At 72.2% G+C, this 18,814-nt stretch carries 15 protein-coding genes; 5 read left to right on the forward strand and 10 right to left on the reverse strand.

The genetic code is table 11. From position 1 onward, the window contains the following. Nucleotides 1-101 precede the first annotated feature (101 nt). Together ACIA8N_RS26170 and ACIA8N_RS26175 are read left to right on the forward strand one after the other, a co-directional pair. Entirely contained in the window at nucleotides 102-884 is a 783-nt protein-coding gene (locus tag ACIA8N_RS26170; RefSeq protein WP_365778406.1) for an SDR family oxidoreductase, read from the forward strand. Nucleotides 885-1,047: 163 nt separating this feature from the next. Then, nucleotides 1,048-2,610: a sodium:solute symporter family protein gene (locus ACIA8N_RS26175; RefSeq protein ID WP_365778404.1), complete on the forward strand. Its 1,563-nt coding sequence runs from the start codon at nucleotides 1,048-1,050 to the stop codon at nucleotides 2,608-2,610. Here the strand turns inward: ACIA8N_RS26175 and ACIA8N_RS26180 are convergent. Continuing rightward, entirely contained in the window at nucleotides 2,595-3,713 is a 1,119-nt protein-coding gene (locus ACIA8N_RS26180; RefSeq protein WP_365778402.1) for an ADP-ribosylglycohydrolase family protein, read from the reverse strand. The genes ACIA8N_RS26175 and ACIA8N_RS26180 overlap by 16 nt on opposite strands. 154 nt (nucleotides 3,714-3,867) lie before the next feature. Between ACIA8N_RS26180 and ACIA8N_RS26185 the strand changes: the two genes are divergently transcribed. Further along, nucleotides 3,868-4,959, forward strand: coding sequence for a tyrosine-protein phosphatase (locus tag ACIA8N_RS26185; RefSeq protein WP_365778400.1), 1,092 nt, complete (start codon nucleotides 3,868-3,870; stop codon nucleotides 4,957-4,959). 49 nt (nucleotides 4,960-5,008) lie between these two features. On the opposite strand, the gene ACIA8N_RS26190 is transcribed toward ACIA8N_RS26185, so the two are convergent. The 4 genes from ACIA8N_RS26190 to ACIA8N_RS26205 form a co-directional block, all read right to left on the reverse strand. Beyond that, a complete protein-coding gene (locus ACIA8N_RS26190) occupies nucleotides 5,009-6,361 on the reverse strand; it encodes a TerD family protein (protein ID WP_365778398.1) in 1,353 nt (450 codons plus the stop codon). A 16-nt stretch (nucleotides 6,362-6,377) separates the two neighbouring features. Then, the gene (locus ACIA8N_RS26195) at nucleotides 6,378-8,960 is read right to left on the reverse strand and encodes a bifunctional FO biosynthesis protein CofGH (RefSeq protein WP_365778396.1); all 2,583 of its coding nucleotides are present in this window, start codon (nucleotides 8,958-8,960) and stop codon (nucleotides 6,378-6,380) included. A 103-nt stretch (nucleotides 8,961-9,063) separates the two neighbouring features. After that, nucleotides 9,064-9,894, reverse strand: coding sequence for a TIGR03619 family F420-dependent LLM class oxidoreductase (locus ACIA8N_RS26200; RefSeq protein WP_365778394.1), 831 nt, complete (start codon nucleotides 9,892-9,894; stop codon nucleotides 9,064-9,066). Between the two features lie 74 nt (nucleotides 9,895-9,968). Beyond that, nucleotides 9,969-10,628: a hypothetical protein gene (locus tag ACIA8N_RS26205; RefSeq protein ID WP_365778392.1), complete on the reverse strand. Its 660-nt coding sequence runs from the start codon at nucleotides 10,626-10,628 to the stop codon at nucleotides 9,969-9,971. 105 nt (nucleotides 10,629-10,733) lie between these two features. Here ACIA8N_RS26205 and ACIA8N_RS26210 point away from each other — a divergent pair, with 105 nt between their 5' ends. Continuing rightward, complete coding sequence (locus ACIA8N_RS26210; protein ID WP_365778761.1) at nucleotides 10,734-11,483, forward strand: GNAT family N-acetyltransferase; 750 nt, start codon at nucleotides 10,734-10,736, stop codon at nucleotides 11,481-11,483. A gap of 25 nt (nucleotides 11,484-11,508) precedes the next feature. On the opposite strand, the gene ACIA8N_RS26215 is transcribed toward ACIA8N_RS26210, so the two are convergent. Continuing rightward, entirely contained in the window at nucleotides 11,509-11,982 is a 474-nt protein-coding gene (locus ACIA8N_RS26215) for a GNAT family N-acetyltransferase (RefSeq protein WP_365778390.1), read from the reverse strand. Between the two features lie 68 nt (nucleotides 11,983-12,050). Here ACIA8N_RS26215 and ACIA8N_RS26220 point away from each other — a divergent pair, with 68 nt between their 5' ends. Further along, a complete protein-coding gene (locus ACIA8N_RS26220; RefSeq protein WP_365778388.1) occupies nucleotides 12,051-12,266 on the forward strand; it encodes a hypothetical protein in 216 nt (71 codons plus the stop codon). A 112-nt stretch (nucleotides 12,267-12,378) separates the two neighbouring features. On the opposite strand, the gene ACIA8N_RS26225 is transcribed toward ACIA8N_RS26220, so the two are convergent. From ACIA8N_RS26225 to ACIA8N_RS26240, 4 genes are all read right to left on the reverse strand, one after another. After that, a complete protein-coding gene (locus tag ACIA8N_RS26225; protein ID WP_365778386.1) occupies nucleotides 12,379-13,944 on the reverse strand; it encodes an APC family permease in 1,566 nt (521 codons plus the stop codon). A 239-nt stretch (nucleotides 13,945-14,183) separates the two neighbouring features. Continuing rightward, nucleotides 14,184-15,683 (reverse strand): aldehyde dehydrogenase family protein, encoded by a 1,500-nt coding sequence (locus ACIA8N_RS26230; protein WP_365778384.1) that lies wholly within the window; start codon nucleotides 15,681-15,683, stop codon nucleotides 14,184-14,186. After that, a complete protein-coding gene (locus tag ACIA8N_RS26235) occupies nucleotides 15,680-17,419 on the reverse strand; it encodes a D-aminoacylase (protein WP_365778382.1) in 1,740 nt (579 codons plus the stop codon). The genes ACIA8N_RS26230 and ACIA8N_RS26235 overlap by 4 nt, the downstream gene beginning before the upstream one ends. A 212-nt stretch (nucleotides 17,420-17,631) precedes the next feature. Continuing rightward, nucleotides 17,632-18,756, reverse strand: coding sequence for an LLM class flavin-dependent oxidoreductase (locus ACIA8N_RS26240; RefSeq protein WP_365778380.1), 1,125 nt, complete (start codon nucleotides 18,754-18,756; stop codon nucleotides 17,632-17,634). Nucleotides 18,757-18,814: the final 58 nt, after the last annotated feature.

An 18,814-nucleotide genomic window follows, 5' to 3' on the forward strand; every position in this document is an offset into this window, starting at 1 on the left:
GGCGGGTCTCCTCGCTCACTTCCGTACCCCTTCCCAAGTCGACGGGACCTCCCTACTCTGACGGACCGTCAGATACTTGACCAGGGTCGAGAGGGGTCCGGATGCTGCTCCAGGGGAAGACGGTCGTCGTGTCGGGCGTCGGTGCCGGGCTCGGGCACCGCGTCGCCGAGACGGTGGTGCGGGACGGGGGGAACGCGGTGCTCGGCGCGCGCACGGAGGCGAACCTCGCCAAGGCCGCCACCGGGATCGACCCGGAGGGGCGCCGTACCGCGTACCGGGCCACGGACATCACCGACGAGGAGCAGTGCGAGGCCCTCGCCGCGCTCGCCGTCGAGCGCTTCGGCGGGATCGACGCGGTGGTCCACGTGGCCGCCTGGGACTCCTCCTTCGGCGGCCTCCAGGACGCCGACTTCGCGACCTGGCAGGCCGTCCTCGACGTCAATCTGCTCGGCACGCTGCGGATGACCCGGGCCTGCCTGCCGTCGCTCAAGGAGCGCGGGGGCTCGGTGGTGTTCATCGGTACGCAGTCGGCGATCGCCGCGCCCACGCAGGTGCGACAGGCGGCGTACGCGGCCTCGAAGGGGGCGCTGACCTCGGCGATGTACTCGCTCGCGCACGAGCTGGGGCCGCACCGGATCCGGGTCAACACCGTGCTGCCGGGGTGGATGTGGGGGCCGCCGGTGCAGGCGTACGTCCGGTTCGCCGCGGACGGCGAGGGGGTGCCGGAGGCGGAGGCGCTGGCCCGGCTCACCGAGCGGATGGCGCTGCCGGAGCTGGCGACGGACCGGGACGTGGCGGAGGCGGCGGCCTTCCTCGCCTCGGACCGGGCGCGGGCGATCACGGGGCAGTCGCTGCTCGTCAACGCGGGTGAGCTGATGCGCTGACCGCTCCCCGCGCCACCCACCACAAGTTCACAGACATGAACCAGGGTCAGTAAACAGAACGATTTTACTGTCCCTTGACCCTCCCTTGCATTGTCCCTGCCCTGTAACTCCCCACACCATGAACCGCGTTCACAAGACGGACCGGATCTCATGGAGGGGCGCAATGAACAGTCTCGACTGGGCCGTACTCATCGGCTATTTCGGCGTGATGGTCGCGATCGGCGTCTGGTCCCACAAGCGCGTGGACGACGTCTCCGACTTCTTCACCGCCGGCGGCCGGATGCCCTGGTGGCTCTCCGGCATCTCCCACCACATGTCGGGCTACAGCGCCGTGATGTTCACCGGGTACGCGGGCATCGCCTACACCTACGGCGTCACGTCCTACGTCACCTGGTCGTTCCCGATCGCCATCGGCATCGCGATCGGCGCCCACCTCTTCGCGCCCCGCCTGAACCGGCTGCGCTCCCGCCTCCGGGTGGCGTCCCCGCTCGAATACCTCAAGGACCGCTACAACCTGCCCACCCAGCAGGCCCTCGCCTGGTCCGGCGTCCTGCTGAAGATCGTCGACGTGGGCGCCAAGTGGGCCGCCATCGCCACCCTGCTGTCCGTCTTCACCGGCATCTCCCTCAACCAGGGCATCCTCATCACCGGTGTCATCACGGGCATCTACTGCACGGTCGGCGGCCTGTGGGCCGACGCGCTCACCGAGCTGGGGCAGTTCATCATCCAGTTCTTCGCCGGCATCGCGATGCTCGTCGCCGTCCTCGCCAAGCTCGGCGGGATCAGCGCCCTGTGGGACGTCTGGGACCGGCCCGAGCTGCAGGGTCACACCGCGCCGACCGCCGGCCCGTACACGATGACGTTCCTGCTCGCGTATCTCTTCATCAAGACCTTCGAGTACAGCGGCGGCATGTGGAACCAGGCCCAGCGCTACATGGCCACCCCCACCGCCCGTGAGGCCACCCGCTCCGGCCGTCTCTCCGCCGTCCTGTGGTTCGTCTGGCCGCTGGTCCTCTTCTTCCCCATGTGGGTCGCGCCGCTGCTCGTCGACCCCGAGAAGCCCGACGCCTCCGACTCCTACGCCCTGATGACCGAGCAGCTGCTGCCGCACGGACTGCTCGGACTCGTCATCGTCGGCTTCTTCTCGCACACCATGGCCATGTGCTCCTCGGACGCCAACGCCATCGCGGCCGTCTTCACCCGGGACATCGCGCCCGTCATGAGCAAGGCGGCGCGGACCTGGACGCAGCAGGCCGGACTGATCGCGGCGCGCTGGTCGACGGTCGCCTTCCTGGCCCTGTCGATGGCGGTCGCCACCCAGGTCAACTCCCCCGCCTTCAAGGACATCATCACCATCGTCATCAAGTGGGTGGCCGGTCTGATGGGTCCGATCGCGATCCCGTTCATGCTCGGCCTGCTGCGGACCTTCCGGAAGTCCGGGCCGACGGCGGCGCTGGTCTCGTGGGCGTCCGGCCTGTTCGTCTTCTGGCTGACCAACTACGGCCTCGACGGCATCGAGCTGCAGATCCAGATCGTCTCGCCGCTCGCCACCTCCCTGGTCCTGTACGTCCTGATCGGCTTCATCAGGCCCGAGGACACCCCGGACCGGGACGCGCTCCTCGACAAGCTGCACTCGGACGACGGCAGCCCGGCCGGAGCGGCGGCCTCGATCCCCGCGCAGACCCCGCGCTCCGGCGGCGACCGCTCGGATCAGCCCCTCGGATAGCGGGCAAGCCAGCCCGGCGAGGACTCGGCGGGGCCGTGCAGGGCGGCCCCCTGGGTCATCTCCATCGAGAAGTCGTCCGCGAGTTCCAGGACCGTCGCACGGCCCTCCAGTTCGGCCAGCCAGGCCGGCGGGAGGGCCGTCTCGCCGTGCAGGGCCCCGAGGAGGGCCCCGGTGAGCGCACCGGTGACGGACGAGGGCCCGTCGTGGTTCACCGCGAGCCGCAGCCCGTGCCGTACGTCCTCGCCGACCAGGGCGCAGTAGACGGCCGCCGCCAGCTGCCCCTCGGCCAGGTCCTCGCCCGCGCCGAGGGCGGCCACCCGCTCCGGGTCGGGTGCCCCTTCCCGTACGGCTCCGAGTGCCCGGCCGAGTGCCTCGGTGACCGGCTCGTGGCCGGGGCGCGCCGCCAGCTGCTCCAGGGCCCGGTCGACGGCCGCCTCGGGGGAGCCGCCGCGGGCGAGGCCGTGGACGGTGACGGCGAGGGCGCCCGCCGCGAGGCCGGCGGCGGGGGCGCCGTGGGTCTGTGCCGCGCACTCGACGGCGAGCTGGCAGACGAGCTGCGGCTCCCAGCCGACGAGCAGCCCGAAGGGGGCGGAGCGGACGAGGGCGCCGGAGTCGGCCGCGGTGGGGTTCTTGGGCTTGTCGAGGGTGCCGAGGCGGTCGTCGCCGAGGCCGGTGAGGCAGGCGCGGGGCGGGTTGCGGCGGGCGTAGAGCCACTCCTCACGGGCGAGCCAGCCGTTGTCCTTGCGCCGTTCGTCGGGGCCCCAGTCGTGCTGGGTGGCGGCCCAGCGCAGATGGGCCCGGTGGACGTCGGTGGGCGGGTGCCAGACGCCGGTGTCGCGGCGGATCTGGGCGCGGATCAGGCCGTCGACCGTGAACAGGCTCATCTGGGTGGCGGCGGTGACGGCGCCCCGGCGGCCGAACGCGGGGGCGGGCTCGGTGAGCCCGTCAGGTCCGTGGGCGTCCCGGATCGCGCCGAGGCTGAGTCCGTCGGCGCCGGCGCCCAGCGCGTCGCCGAGGGCGCCGCCGAGCAGACAGCCTCGTACGCGGGCGCGGAAGTCCTGTTGTTCGGCACGGCCCCACACGGCCGCGGCTGTCGTGGCCACGTCGTGCCCTCCCCCCGTAGACCGGTCTGCGCAGCACTGTAATGGACCGGGTACGTCCGTTCGGGGGCCGGAACGTTATGTGATCCGACGCCCTTCAGGCCGCTTTTGACCGCAGTTCACCCCAGGTTCGGTTGAGAATCGAACGATCCTCGGCATGAACCCCGTGACACGAGTCAAGGCCGTCTCCACCGCGGTCCTCGCCGCCTCGCTGCTCCTCGGCCTCACCGCCCCCGCCGCCACCGCGCACCCCGCCCCGCACCACCACGGGCAGGCGTCGCAGGTCCAGCAGCGGATCCCCTTCACCGCCGCGACCGTCACCGAGAACGCCGACGGCACGTACACCGTCACGTGGTCCGCCCCCGGCGCCCACGGCGTCACGGTCCGCACCGACGGCCGTACCGTCGCCCGCGGCGGTGCCACCGGCTCGGTCACCGTCTCCGGCCTCGCCACCGCAGACCGGCGCTGGTTCGACCTCGTCCCCGACCGGGGCGCGCCGCTGCGCCTCGCGGACCGGCTGATACGCCTGGAGGGCACCGTCAACTTCCGCGACGCGGGCGGCTACCGGACGCGCGACGGCCGGTGGGTCAAGATGGGCGAGGTCTACCGCTCCGACTCCCTGGAGAAGCTCACCGACGCCGATCTGGCCAAGCTGCGGCGCCTCGGTGTCCGGACCGTCTTCGACCTGCGCATGGAGTCCGAGCGGAGCACCGCCCCCGACCGCGTCCCGGCCGGCGCCTCGTACGTCGTCGCCGACGTCCTCGCGGGCAGCGGCACCTTCACCGCGATGCCGAAGACCCCCGCCGAGGCCGAGGCGATGATGGTCGAAGGCAACCGCTTCATGGTGAGCGGCTCCACCGCCCGTACCGCCTACACCGCCGTCCTCGACGGCATCGCCGACGACGACCGCCGGGGCGTCCTCTTCCACTGCACCGCGGGCAAGGACCGCACCGGCTGGTCGAGCGCGGCCCTGCTGACCGCCCTCGGGGTCCCCGAGGAGACGGTCAGGGCGGACTACCTCGCCAGCAACACCTACCGCGCCGCCGCCAACGAGGCGATCCTCTCCCACCTCCCGGCTCAGCAGGCGGCCGTCTACAAGCCGCTGCTCGACGTCCGCTCCTCGTACCTCGACGCGAGCTTCGCCGAGGTCACGGAGGAGTACGGCTCCTTCCGCGCGTACCTGCGGAAGGGCCTCGGCGTCGACGAGCGGGAGCTCAAGGAGCTGAGGAAGGACCTGCTGGTCGGGTAGCGCGAGACGCCCTCCAGGTCCTGTCCGACCCTGATCCGCCGGACACCCCCTAGCGGCGGGTCCAGAAGCTCGTGAGCCTCGACGCTCCGGGCTCCATGGACCAGGCGCCGTCGGCCTCGACCACCAGCAGGCGAGGGCCCCGGGGGATCGAACCGCCGCCGCGCCCCCGGTCCCGCCTGCTGAACGAGTGCTGCCAGTGTCCGCCGCGCCGGTGGACGTTCACACCGAAGTACCCCTCCTTGTCCTCGTCGCCCCGGAACCGGAACCGGACGTCGGTCTCGTCGCCGGTGTGGGCCAGGACGTCCGGCCCGTGGCCCTCCACGGGACCGTCGAAGGTACGCAGGGTCGACACCGGCCGGAGCCGGATCGTCCACGCGGCCATGCCCGGCGCGTCGACCCGCAGCCGCAGCGGCGTCCGGCCGTCGTGGTGGAAGACGCCCACCCCCCGCAGGTCCGGGAGGGCGCTGCCCAGGACCTCCCGCCATCGGCGGCCGCGCACGGTCAGCGTGATGACCTCGATGTACCCGTCGCCCTTCCTCAGGACGTCGACGACGACGAAACCCTTCGGGAGCGTGAGGCCGGGGGCGACGTCCTCCTTCCCGCGCCCGGAGAACTCGACGGCCGGGAACTCCGGGCCCACCTCCTCGGGCAGGTCGTTGCACCGCGCCAGGGGCACACCGAGGGGCGGCGTGGTGAGCGGCGCGGGCCCGTGCCCGTACTCCTTGCCGACGACCCCGACGGCGAGGGGCACGGGGGCCGGCGCGGGAGCAGGCGCCGGCGCGGGAGCAGATACCTGCGCCGGGACCTCCGGCCGCTCCGGCACCTCCGCCTCCTCGGCCTCCGCCTCCTCGGCCGCCTCCACTGCCGCGTCCGGCACCGCGAACCCGAAGTCCTCGGCCAGGCCCGGCAGCCCGGAGTCGTACCCCTGCCCCACCGCGCGGAACTTCCACCCGCCGGCCCTGCGGTAGAACTCGCCCAGCAGGATCGCCGTCTCCGTCGTCGCGTCCTCGACCGCGTACAGCGCCAGCTGCTCCCCGGTGATCGCGCTCACCGCCCGCAGGTACAGGTCCTCGACCTCACCGAACGTCGCGTCGTCACAGGACGCCGCGACCACGATCCGCTCCACGGCCGGCTCCACACGGCCGGGGTCGATCTCCAGCCAGTCCGCGACCGCCCCGCCCTCGCCCAGGACGTTCCCCGTCAGGCGCACGCCGCTGCCGGCGTGCGCGGACTGGTTGTAGAAGACCAGGTCCTCGCGGCCCCTGACCTTGCCGTCCACGCCGACGAGCAGCGCCGCCGCGTCCACCTCCGGCGCTCCCGGCCCGTCGGACCGGCGTACGACGGCGACCCGCATCGGCTCGCCGCTGAGCGGGAGGTTTCCCCCCTTGATGATCTGCGTCATGGACGCATCATGCACCTCACTCCTGGACGAGCGGCAGGAGTTCGGGGAGGTGGCCGTCCGAGGCGCGGGCCGTGCGCTGCCGCTCCTCCGGGACCTCGCCGTACAGGGTCGTCCGGGGCTTCGCCGGGCGGCCCGCCGCCTCCGCGATGGCCTCCAGGTCGCGGATCGAGCGGTACGAGCCGTAACTCGACCCGGCCATCCGGGAGATGGTCTCCTCCATCAGCGTGCCGCCCAGGTCGTTCGCGCCCGAGCGGAGCATCTCGGCGGCGCCCTCCGTGCCCAGCTTCACCCAGCTGGTCTGGATGTTCGGGATGTGGGGGTGGAGGAGGAGCCGGGCCATGGCGATGACCGCGCGGTTGTCGCGGACGGTCGGGCCGGGGCGGGCGATGCCGGCGAGGTAGACCGGTGCGTTGGTGTGGATGAAGGGCAGGGTCACGAACTCGGTAAAACCACCGGTCTCCTGCTGGATGCGGGAGAGGGTCCGGAAGTGGCCGAGCCAGTGCCGGGGCTGGTCCACGTGCCCGTACATCATCGTGGACGACGAGCGGATGCCGAGGTCGTGCGCCGTGGTGATCACCTCGATCCACGTCGCCGTCGGCAGCTTGCCCTTGGTGAGGACCCAGCGGACCTCGTCGTCCAGGATCTCGGCGGCCGTGCCGGGGATCGAGTCGAGCCCGGCCTCCTTCGCGGCCGTCAGCCACTCGCGGATCGAGAGCCCGGTCCTGGTCGCGCCGTTGACGACCTCCATCGGCGAGAAGGCGTGCACGTGCATGCCGGGAACGCGCTTCTTCACCGCGCGCGCGATGTCGAAGTAGGCGGTGCCGGGCAGGTCGGGGTGGATGCCGCCCTGCATGCAGACCTCGACGGCGCCGACGTCCCAGGCCTGCTCGGCGCGGTCCGCGACCTGGTCGAGGGAGAGGGTGTACGCGTCGGCGTCGGTACGGCGCTGGGCGAAGGCGCAGAAACGGCAGCCCGTGTAGCAGACGTTGGTGAAGTTGATGTTCCGCGTGACGACGTACGTGACGTCGTCGCCGGACACCGCCTTGCGGACGTCGTCGGCGATCCGGGTGAGCGCGTCGAGCGCCGGGCCGTCGGCGTGCAGCAGCGCGAGGGCCTGGGCGTCGGTGAGCCGCGTCGGGTCGTCGGCGGCGACGGCGAGGGCCTCGCGGACGTCGGCGTCGACCCGCTCCGGGACCATGCCGGGCGCGGCGGCCTCGCGCAGAGCCTCCCAGTCGCCGTACACCTCGTCGAAGTCGTCGCGCCGGTCGTGCGTGCGGCCCGTGGTGTCGATGGTGCGGTGCAGGTCGGTGCGGCCGGCGGCGGTGAACGCCTCGTCGGGCTCCTGCCAGGGCAGGCCGACGACCGGCGCGTCGGGGTTCGCGAGGCCGGTCTCGGGGTCGGCGAGGGCGCGGACGTGCGGGAGGAGCCGGGGGTCGAGCCAGGGTTCGCCGCGCTGGACGAACTCGGGGTAGACGCAGAGCCGTTCGCGCAGCTCGAAGCCGGCGGCGGCGGACCGCTCGGCGAGCTCCTCGATCCGGGGCCAGGGCCGCTCGGGGTTGACGTGGTCGATGGTGAGCGGGGAGACGCCGCCCCAGTCGTCGATGCCGGCGGCGATGAGCCGCTCGTACTCGGAGTCGACGAGGTTGGGCGGGGCCTGGAGGCAGGCGGAGGGGCCCATGATGAGGCGGGCGACGGCGACGGTGGCGACCAGGTCGTCGAGCTCGGCGTCGGGCATGCCGCGCATGGCCGTGTCCGGCTTGGCGCGGAAGTTCTGGATGATCAGTTCCTGGACGGAGTGGTACGCGCGCGCCACGCGCCGCAGCGCGAAGAGGGACTCGGCCCGCTCCTCCAGGGTCTCCCCGATGCCGAGCAGCAGCCCCGAGGTGAAGGGGACGGAGGAGCGTCCGGCGTCCTCCAGGACCCTGAGCCGGACGGCCGGTTCCTTGTCGGGGGACCCGTAGTGGGGGCCGCCGGGCTCGGACCAGAGCCGGGTCGCGGTCGTCTCCAGCATCATGCCCATGGAGGGGGCGACCGGCTTGAGGCGCTGGAAGTCGGTCCACGACAGCACGCCGGGGTTGAGGTGCGGGAGGAGCCCGGTCTCCTCCAGGATGCGGATCGCCATGGCCCGTACGTACGCGATGGTGTCGTCGTACCCGTGCGCGTCGAGCCACTCGCGGGCCTCCGGCCACCGGTCCTCGGGCTTGTCGCCCAGGGTGATCAGGGCCTCCTTGCAGCCCATCTCGGCCCCGCGCCGGGCGATGTCCAGCACCTCGTCCGGGGACATGAACATCCCGTGGCCGTCCTTGCGCAGCTTGCCGGGGACGGTGACGAAGGTGCAGTAGTGGCACTTGTCGCGGCAGAGCCGGGTGAGCGGTATGAACACGCTCTTGGAGTACGTGATGACTCCGGGCCGCCCGGCGGCGTCGAGCCCGGCGTCCCGCACCCGCCCGGCGGAGGCGACCAGGTCCGTCAGGTCGTCCCCCCGCGCCGCCAGCAGCACGGCGGCCTCGGCGACGTCGAGCGCGACCCCGTCCCTGGCCCGCCTGAGGGCGCGGCGCATGGCGTTCGCGGTGGGCCGGGCTTCCTGGTGATCCGTCATGGACCGAGCATACGAGCGGCTACGGACACGCGGACCGGGCCCTTCGCAGGTTGGCTGGGTCAGTCTGTGTCTTCGGGGTGCCGGGGCGCGGCGTACACCACACTCAGAGGTACTGGGCGTACGCGCCCAGGACCCCCAGCACCTCCCGCTCACCCCCCGGCGGCAGCTGGAGGACGACCTCCTCGCAGCCCAGGTCCGCGTAGCGGGCGAGCTTGCCGGGGTTCGGGAGGACCGCGTACGGGACGATCTGGAGGGCCTTCGGGTCACGGCCCGCCTGCTCCCAGACCTCCCGCAGGACCGGGAGGGACTCCGTCAGGCCCCGGCCGCCGATCGGCATCCAGCCGTCCGTCCGCGCCGCGATCTCCGCGAAGAGCTTCGGTCCCGCCGCGCCGCCCAGGAGGGTGCGAGGCGCCCCGCCGGCGGGCTTGGGCCAGGCTTCCGAGGCGCGCACCGAGGCGCCCGACCTCCCCGCGTACGCCGTGGGCTCCGGCGCCCACAGCGCCCGCATCAGGTCGAGCCGGTCGGACGTGAGCTCACGGCGGGCCGGCCAGTCGACGCCGTGGTCGGCGGCCTCCTCGCGGTTCCAGCCGTAGCCGACACCGAGGGTGAAGCGGCCCCCGGAGAGGTGGTCGAGGGTCGCGATCTGCTTGGCGAGGGCGATCGGGTCGTGCTGGGCGACCAGCGTGATGCCGGTGCCGAGCCCGAGCCGTTCGGTGACGGCGGCGGCCTGGCCGAGCGCCACGAAGGGGTCCAGGGTCCGCCCGTACTCCCGGGGCAGCTCGCCGCCCGCCGGGTAGGGCGTGGCCCGTTCGACGGGGATGTGGGTGTGCTCGGGGAGGTAGAGCCCGGCGAAGCCGCGCGCTTCGAGTTCGCGCGCGAGCCGCACGGGCGTGATGGTCTCGTCGGTCAGGAAGATCGTGGTCGAGATCCGCATAGCGGCACGGTAGGGGGTGGGGCCCGGATTTCCGAGGGGTGCGACACGGGCGCCTGCGTCGGGAACGGGCCGCCTCAGGAGCGGGCCGCGTCCACCGCCCGCTGCTCCGCCGCCAGATCCCCGTACCCGCCGTGCTCCCAGACCTTCTCGCGGAAGCGCTGGAGGGTTAGCGGGGTCCGGTCCTCGCCGGGGACGCCCTCGAAGTGGACGGTGCCGCAGCGGTGGCAGTACCAGCCGTGGGACCACAGTTCCTCGGCGCGGTGGCGGCCCCGAGTGAGCCGGGCGAAGGTGGTCCGGCGTCTGAGCACCACGGCGAGCACCGCGACAGCGGCGACCAGCGCGAGCGCGGAGATCCAGCCCAGGAACTCGTAGGCCGGCGGCTCGCCGGCGGGCACGTCCTGCGCCGGCATGTGCCAGCCGCCGAGCTCCGGCGGCTCGTGCACGGGCGCGTCCGCGAACCACTTCCCCGCGAGGGCTCCGCCCAGGAAGGTGCCGACGGAGACGACGGCGGCGAGGACACCGAGGCAGCCGATCGTGTTCGTGGGCGGCTCGGGCACCGGCGCGAGCGCGCCGGAGAGCCCCGTGGTCACCGCCCGGGTCACGGTCCGCAGGTCGCCGTCCCGGTCCCGCTCCCGGCTGCTGACCGTGTCCCGCCCCGCGAGGTACACGGCGGGCACGGCCTGCACGCGGTCCTCCCGGTCGCAGCCCGGGCAGCTGTGCGTCGTCCGGCTCATGGTTCCCCCCTGGTCCCCCGTCCTGCACAGGGTGACGGGATCATGCCACGTGCGGTTCCCGGCGGGGCGGAAATCCGCCTGCGCCGCTCGCTCCCCGCGCCTACCGTGGCCCCCGTGCTGAACCGAATCGAGAAGTACTACGACGCCGTCCCCCGTTCCTCCGCCCGCGCGGAGGAGTTCGGGCCGCTGACCCTGTTCGTGCAGGAGGGGCAGGGCTGGCCGTTCTACGCCCGCCCGGCCCTCGGGGCCACCGGTGAGATCCCGGTCGAGGACGTGGAGAAGGTACGGGCCCGGCAGCGCGAGCTCGGCGTGCCCGAGGCCTTCGAGTGGGTCGCGGAGACCACCCCGGGGCTGCGGGCGGCCGTGGAGGCGAGCGGCCTCACCGTGCACGAGCATCCGCTGATGGTCCTGGAGGGCGACGGGCTCGCCGTACCGGAGCCCGAGGGCGTCACCGTACGGATGGTCGGCGCGGACGACCCGGGCCTGGGCAGCGCCGTCGCCGCCCCGTACGCCGCGTTCGGCATGGCGCCGGAGCCGGGGACCGCGGAGCGGATCGGCGGCCGGATCGAGGCAGGTCTCACCCGGCTCGCCGCGGCCTTCGACGGGACGGGCGACGCTCTCACGGCCGGCCAGCACCAGCCCGTCGGGCCCGTCTCCGAGGTCGTCGGCGTCGGCACCGTCCCGGCGGCGAGGCGCCGCGGCCTCGGGCTCGCGGTGACCGCCGCCTTGGTCGCGGACGCCCGGGCCCACGGGGCGGAGCTCGTGTTCCTGTCGGCGTCGGACGCGGACGTGGCCCGGCTGTACGGCCGGCTCGGCTTCCGGACCGTCGCCACGGCGCTGATCGCGGAGGCGTAGGCGTACCGCCCTCGTGCGCGGGGCGTCAGCCCGCGCCGGGGGCCTCCCGCACCATCATCACGTCGACCGGGTCCTCGTGCTCGACCGTGAAGCCCGCCCGCTCGTAGAGGCGGCGGGCCGCGCTGCCCTGGAGCACCTGGAGGCGGACCGGGAGCGAGGCCTCGTCCGCCCGGGCGAGGAGCCCGCGCAGCACCGCCGTCCCGAGGCCCCGCCCCTGGGCCGCCGGGTCCAGGTAGAAGTGCTCCAGGTGGAGCCCCTCGCCGTTCCCGGCCGGGCGCAGGGTGACGCAGCCCGCGAAGGCGCCGTCGACCTCGATGACCGACGTGTGCGCGGGCGAGAAGCCCTCCCGCAGCCGCTGTCGCACCCGGTGCTCGTCGTACCGGCCGAGGCGCACCAGGTCGTCGCGCATGACGGCCGCCCTCAGCTCCGCGGCGGGCTCCACGTCGTCGGCGGCGCCGGGGCGCAGTGACCAGTTCCCGTGCTTCGTCTCCCCGTACATGGACGCATCCTAGGGACGGCTCCGGAGCGCCTCGTAACCGGATCGTCCCGGTCCGCGTTGGAGCGGGCATGAAGAAGATGCTCACCGCAGCCGCCCTGACCGCCTTCGCCGCCGCGGGCCTCGCGGGCGCCACCGCCGGGACCGCCGCAGCCGACACCGGCGGCGTGAACCTGCCCTCGGTCGTGCCGCTCAGCGGCGTCCTGACCCCCAAGGCCAAGCCGGCCACCGCGCCGGACCTGCCGCCGGCCAACGCGGCGGTGGAGCGCCTGCTGCCCGGTCGCTGAGCGCGTACGGCGGGAAACGCGTACGACGGGAAAGACGAAAGCGGCGGGACCCCCCACGGGCCCGCCGCTTTCGCGTTCTTCGGATGACTCAGGGTTCAGCCACGGCTACCGGTCAGTCGGCGACCACCAGCGACGGGGTCTCCTTGGTGAGGACCTCACCACGGAAGAACGCCGGGCTCCTGCGCTGCATGACCAGCATGATCACCACGCCGAGGAGCAGCAGGCCGACGCCGATCACGAAGACCGAGCCGACTCCGAGAACGGCGGAGCCGGAACCGTACGCCGGGTCCCACATGTCGTACAGCGTCTTGCCGAAGACGGCCGTGAGCATGAGGCCGCCGAGGAGCGGCATGAGGCCCTTGTAGGCGAAGTCGCGGCCGGAGCGGAACAGCTCGGCGCGGAAGTACCAGACGCAGGCGAAGGCCGTGAGCGCGTAGTAGAAGCAGATCATCAGGCCGAGCGCGTAGATCGTGTCGATCAGCACGTTCTCGCTGACCAGGGTCATCACGGTGTAGAAGACGCCGGTGGCGACGCCGGCCACGACGGTGGCCTTGCCGGGGGTCTTGAAGACCGGGTGGACCTTGGTGAAGGACTTCGGCAGCGCCTCGTACGTGGACATCGCGAGGACGGTGCGGGCCACCGGGATGAAGGTCGTCTGGAGGCTGGCGGCGGCGGAGGCGAGGACGGCGAGGAAGAGCAGGATGCCCAGGGTCGGGCCCATGACGGGTCCCGCGAGGGCGGCGAAGACGTTGTCGGAGGTCTCCGGGTTGGCGAGGCCGAGGCCCTCCTCGCCGGAGCCGACGGCCATCTGCGCGGCGATGCCGGTGGCGAGGTACGAGGCGACGAGCACGACCATCGCGATGAGCGCGGCGCGGCCGGGGGTCTTCGCGCTGCCGGTGGTCTCCTCGTTGGTCGCCATGCAGGCGTCCCAGCCCCAGTACATGAAGATCGAGAGCGAGAGGCCGGCGGTGAAGGCGGCGAAGGACTGGACCGCGAAGGGGTTCATCCAGGACCAGGAGAAGGAGACCGAGGTCTCGAAGTCGCCGGCCTTCGACAGCGCCATCGCCACGAAGGCGACGAGGACGACGAGCTGGAGGCCGACGAGGGCGTACTGGAGGCCCTTGGTGGCGGTCATGCCGCGGTAGCTGATCGCGGTGGCGACGGCGATGAGCGTGAGGCAGGTGAGGATGTGGACGGCCTTGTCGTCGTCCAGGGCGGCGATGGAGTCGCTGCCGGTGAGCTCGCCCGCGAGGAGCCAGAAGTAGGAGGTCGCGACGCCGGCGAGGTTGGAGAGCACGATGATCGTCGCGATGACGAGGCCCCAGCCGCACATCCAGCCGATCCGGGGGCCGAAGGCCTTCACGGTCCAGGTGAAGGAGGTGCCGCAGTCCGGCATGACCTTGTTGAGTTCCCGGTACGCGAAGGCGACGAGGAGCATCGGGAGGAAGCCGGCGAGGAAGATCGCGGGCATCTGCAGACCGACCTCGCCGGCCGTGGAGCCGAGCGTGGAGGTCAGACAGTAGACGGGGGCGACGGTCGAGATGCCGATGACGGCACTGCCCATCAGCCCGACGGAGTTCCCGCCGAGGCCCTTCTTGCGCACGCCGTTGGCGTCGCCGGGGGCGTTGACGCCCCTTACCGTGTCTCCGGCCTGGGGCCGTGCGTCCACCTGAGTCATGAACAGGACGTTAAATGCTGCGGTTTCCACATCCGGAAGATCGAACTCCGCAGATCTGATCGATCACTGCCTTACTTTGCGGGGGTCGAAGCGGACACCCGCCAATGATTGAAAGATCGACGACCTGAACAGCCCGACCAACTGACAGGTCGGTCGAGCCCCGTCCGATATGCGGGAACCGCAGCCGCGCCCCAAATGTCCGGTTTCAAATTTTCCGAAGGAAATTTTCGGCCACCCGCTCACCCCGGCCAGACAACGGCCTGCAGCTCGCTGTACGCGTGCAGCGCGTACGAGCCGACGTCCCGTCCGACCCCGCTCTTCTTGAATCCGCCGAACGGCGCCTCCATGTTGCGGCCGATCGTGTTCACCCCCACCCCGCCGGCCCGCAGCCGGGCCGCGATCCGGAAGGCACGGGCCACGTCGCCGGACCACACGTAGTCGATGAGCCCGTAGTCGCTGTCGTTCGCGAGGGCGATCCCCTCCTCCTCGTCGTCGAAGGGAACGACCACGACGACCGGACCGAAGATCTCCTCCCGCACCACCCGCATCTCGTTGGTGCAGTCGGCGAGCAGCGTCGGCGCCACGTAGAAGCCCTTCGCCAGGTCCGGGCGCTCGCCGCCCGCCACGACCCGCGCCCCCTCCTTGCGGCCGAGGTCCACGTACGACTCCACCCGGTCGCGGTGCGCCGCCGAGATCACCGGGCCGACGACCGTGCCCCGCTCCGCCGGGTCCCCCACCTTCATGAAGGCCAGATAGCCGGTCAGCTTCTCGATCAGCCGCTCGTAGATCCCGCGCTGCGCGAGCACCCGGGTCGGAGCGGTGCAGATCTGTCCGCTGTAGAAGGCGAACGTCGTCCCGATGCCCATGACGGCGGAGTCCAGGTCCGCGTCGTCGAAGACGAGCGCGGCGCCCTTGCCGCCCAGCTCCATCAGCTGCCGCTTGAGCGAGCGGCCGCAGACCTCGCCGATCGCCTGGCCGACCGCCGTGGAACCGGTGAACGACACCATGTCGACGTCCGGGGAGTCCACGGCCGCCTCGCCGACCGCCCGCGCCGAGCCGGTGACCACGTTGACGACCCCCGCCGGGACCCCGGCCTCCTCGAGGGCCCGGGTCATCGCGTACACGGAGAGCGGGTCCTGCGGGGCCGGCTTCACGAGGACCGTGTTGCCCATGGCGAGGGCCGGGGCGACCTTGCCCGCCGGATTGGCCCAGGGGTTGTTGTACGAGGTGATGCAGGTGACGACGCCGACCGGGCGCCGTACCGCCACCGCGCCGAACACCCCGGCCTTCCCCATCGGGCCCGCCTCGTTGATCTGCGGGGGCAGCGCCTGCTCGACCGGCTCCATGGCACCGCGCGCGTACCGCCGGAAACGGGCCGCGCCGACCGCGACCTGCATCCCGCGCGCGGTGCCGGTGGTGGCGCCGGTCTCGGCGCGGGCGAGCAGCGTGTTCGCGTCGGCGTCCCTGGCCATCAGGTCCGCGGCCCGGTCCAGGATCGCCGCCCGCTCCTCCGGCCTCGTACGGGACCAGGAGCCGAAGGCCTCGCGGGCCGCGGCGGCGGCCTCGTGGACCTGGGCGCGCGAGGCCTCCGGCGCCAGCCCGACGACCTCTTCGGTGGCCGGGTCGATGACGGGGTAGTGGCCGCCGTCGGGCTCGACCCACTCACCGCCGATGAAAAGCCGCTCGGTCGTCTGCCGCTCGGCCCTCTGCCGCTCGGTCCTCGTCTTCCCGGTCCTCATCGCGTGCTCACCGTCCTCGTGTCACGGCCCGAGCGCAGCACGCGCCCGGGGATCGCGCCGGTCACCCGGTCGTCCCGCACGGTCTCGACCCCGTTGACCCGCACCGACACGATCCCGACCGCCCGCGAGTCCAGGCGCGGGCTGTCCCCCGGCAGGTCGTGCACGAGGGTCGCCGGGCCCGCGTCGATCCGCTCCGGGTCGAAGAGGACCAGGTCGGCGTGGAAGCCCTCGGTGATCCTGCCGCGCTCGCGGAGCCCGAAGAGCCGGGCCGGGTCGTCGGTCAGCATCTTCACGGCCCGCTCCAGGGGCACCAGCTTCCGGCCGCGCAGACAGTCGCCGAGGAAGCGGGTCGTGTACGGGGCTCCGCACATCCGGTCCAGGTGGGCGCCCGCGTCGGAGCCGCCGAGCAGGACGTCCTCGTGGTCCCAGGTCTCGCGGCGCAGCGCCCAGGAGGCCGGGTCGTTGTCGCTGGGCATCGGCCACAGGACCGTCCTGAGGTCGTCGTTGGCGCAGATCTCGACGAGGCACTGGAAGGGGTCCTGGCCGCGTTCGGCGGCGATGTCGCCGACGACGCGCCCGGTGAGCCCCTCGTTCTCCCGGCTGTACGTGTCGCCGATGACGTACCGCCCGAAGTGGGCGAGGCGCCGGAAGACCCCGGCCTCCCGGGAGTCGGCGCGCCGCAGCATCCCGGCCCTGACGTCCGGGTCGCGGAGCTTCGCGATCCGCTCGGGGACGGGGAGGGCGAGGATCTCGCCCCAGCCGGGGATGAGGTTGAGGGCGCAGAACGTGCCGAGGGACATGTTCATCGGGGTGAGGATCGGCATGGTGAGGGCGACGATCCTGCCGCCGGACTTGCGGGCCCGCTCGGAGGCGGTGAGCTGGCGCGGGACGCGCTCGGGGACGGAGGCGTCGATGGTGAGGACGTTCCAGTTGAGGGGCCGCCCGGCGGCGGCGGTCATCTCGACGAACAGCTCGATCTCGTCGTCGGAGAACTGGTCGAGACAGCCGGCGAGGATCGCCTCGATCTGGGTGCCCTCGTGCTCGCCGACGGCCCGGGAGAGGGCGATGAGCTCGTCGGGTCCCGCGTGCCGGGAGGCGACGGGCGCGCCGTCGCCGTCGGAGTGGGTGGACGACTGGGTGGTGGAGAGCCCCCAGGCGCCGGCCTCCATGGCCTCCTTGAGCAGGGCGACCATCCGTGCCAGCTGCTCGGGTGTCGGCTGTCCGCCGACGGCGTCGGCGCCCATCACGTACCGGCGCAGGGCGCAGTGCCCGACCATGAACCCGGCGTTGACGGCGATCCGTCCTTCGAGGGCGTCGAGGTATTCGGCGAAGGACGACCAGCTCCATTCGACGCCCTCCTCCAGGGCCTTGAGGGCCATGCCCTCCACCTTGGACATCATGCGGCGGGTGTAGTCGGCGTCCTCGGGCCGGTCCGGGTGGAGCGGGGCGAGGGTGAAGCCGCAGTTGCCGCCGGCGACGGTGGTGACGCCGTGGTTCATGGAGGGGGTGGCGTACGGGTCCCAGAACAGCTGGGCGTCGTAGTGGGTGTGCGGGTCGACGAAGCCGGGGGCGAGGACGAGGCCGGTGGCGTCCTGGGTGGTGCGGGCGGGCTCGGTCGTCGTGCCGGGCTCGGCGACGACGGCGATCCGCCCGTCGCGTATGCCGACGTCGGCGGTGAAGGCGGGGGCGCCGGTGCCGTCCACGACGGTGGCGCCCGTGATCAGGTGGTCGAGCATGACGGTCCCTTTCTGTACGCGGACACGGGTCTGTACGCCGACACGGCTCTGTACGCGGACACGGGTCTGTAAGCGGACACGGGTGTGCCCCGGACCGGGGGCCGCCGCGGGGGGCCTCCGGCCGGGGCGGATACGGGGCGACGGTCCGGGAAGACGCCACCCCGCGCTTTCTCGTGACGGCCGGGACGGGCCGGCCCGGCCCGGCGTCCGCGTCAGGAACCGGCGCCCTGGCGGAAGCGGGTCGTGCGGTGGACCGGGTCCGTGTCGATCTCCGGGATCACGTGCTCGCCGATCAGCTTGATCGAGTTCATCGTGTCCTCGTACGAGATCCCGATCGGCAGCCCGAACGACAGCTGGTCCGCTCCGGCCTGCTCCCACCGCTTGCACTGGGCGAGGACCTCCGAGGGGTCGCCGCAGATCATCAGCTCCTCCTGGATGAGGAGTTCGATGATCTCGGCGGAGTACTCGGGGAGCAGCTCGGGCCACTCCGGAATGCCCTCGGGCCTTGGGAACGTGTCGTGGTAGCGGAAGAGCAGCGACTGCAGGTAGTTCAGGCCCCCGCCGACCGCGATCTCCACCGCCTTCTCGTGCGTCTCGGCGCAGATCGCCGTCGACGTCACCATGACGTTGTCGTTGACGAAGTCGCCGACCGCCTTGGCCTCCTTGACCGCGTTCTTGTAGGACTCGACGACCCACTCCATGTCGGAGACCTTCTGGACGCTGAAGCCGAGGACGCCGAGGCCCATCTTCCCGGCCATGGCGTACGAGGAGGGGGACCCGGCCGCGTACCACATGGCGGGGTGGGACTTCCCGTACGGCTTGGGGAGGACCTTGCGGGGCGGCAGGGACCAGTGCTTGCCCTGGAAGCCGACGTACTCGTCCTGGAGCCACATCTTGGGGAACTCGGCGATCGTCTCCTCCCAGATCTCCCTGGTGTGGTACATGTCGGTGATGCCCGGCATGAACCCGAGGATCTCGTGGGTGCCCGCCCCGCGCCCGGAGCCGAACTCGAAGCGCCCGGCGGAGAGGTGGTCGAGCATGGCGACCTTCTCGGCGACCTTCACCGGGTGGTTCACGGGGGCGAGGGGGTTGAAGATGCCGGAGCCGAGGTGGATCCGGTCGGTGGCGTGGGCGAGGTAGCCGAGGTAGACGTCGTTGGCGGAGAGGTGCGAGTACTCCTCCAGGAAGTGGTGCTCGGAGGCCCAGGCGTACTTGAAGCCGGACCTGTCCGCCTGGATGACGTACTCGGTCTCCTCCATGAGGGCCTTGTGCTCGGCTTCGGGATCGGTCTCGGCGCGCTTGCCGACGTATCCCTGTACGAAGATCCCGAATTCCAAGGGAGTTCACCGTCCTCAACTGTTTCTGACGGATCGTCAGATCTCTTGATGTGCCCGA

Source organism: Streptomyces sp. NPDC051822 (assembly GCF_044452745.1).
Classification (GTDB): domain Bacteria; phylum Actinomycetota; class Actinomycetes; order Streptomycetales; family Streptomycetaceae; genus Streptomyces.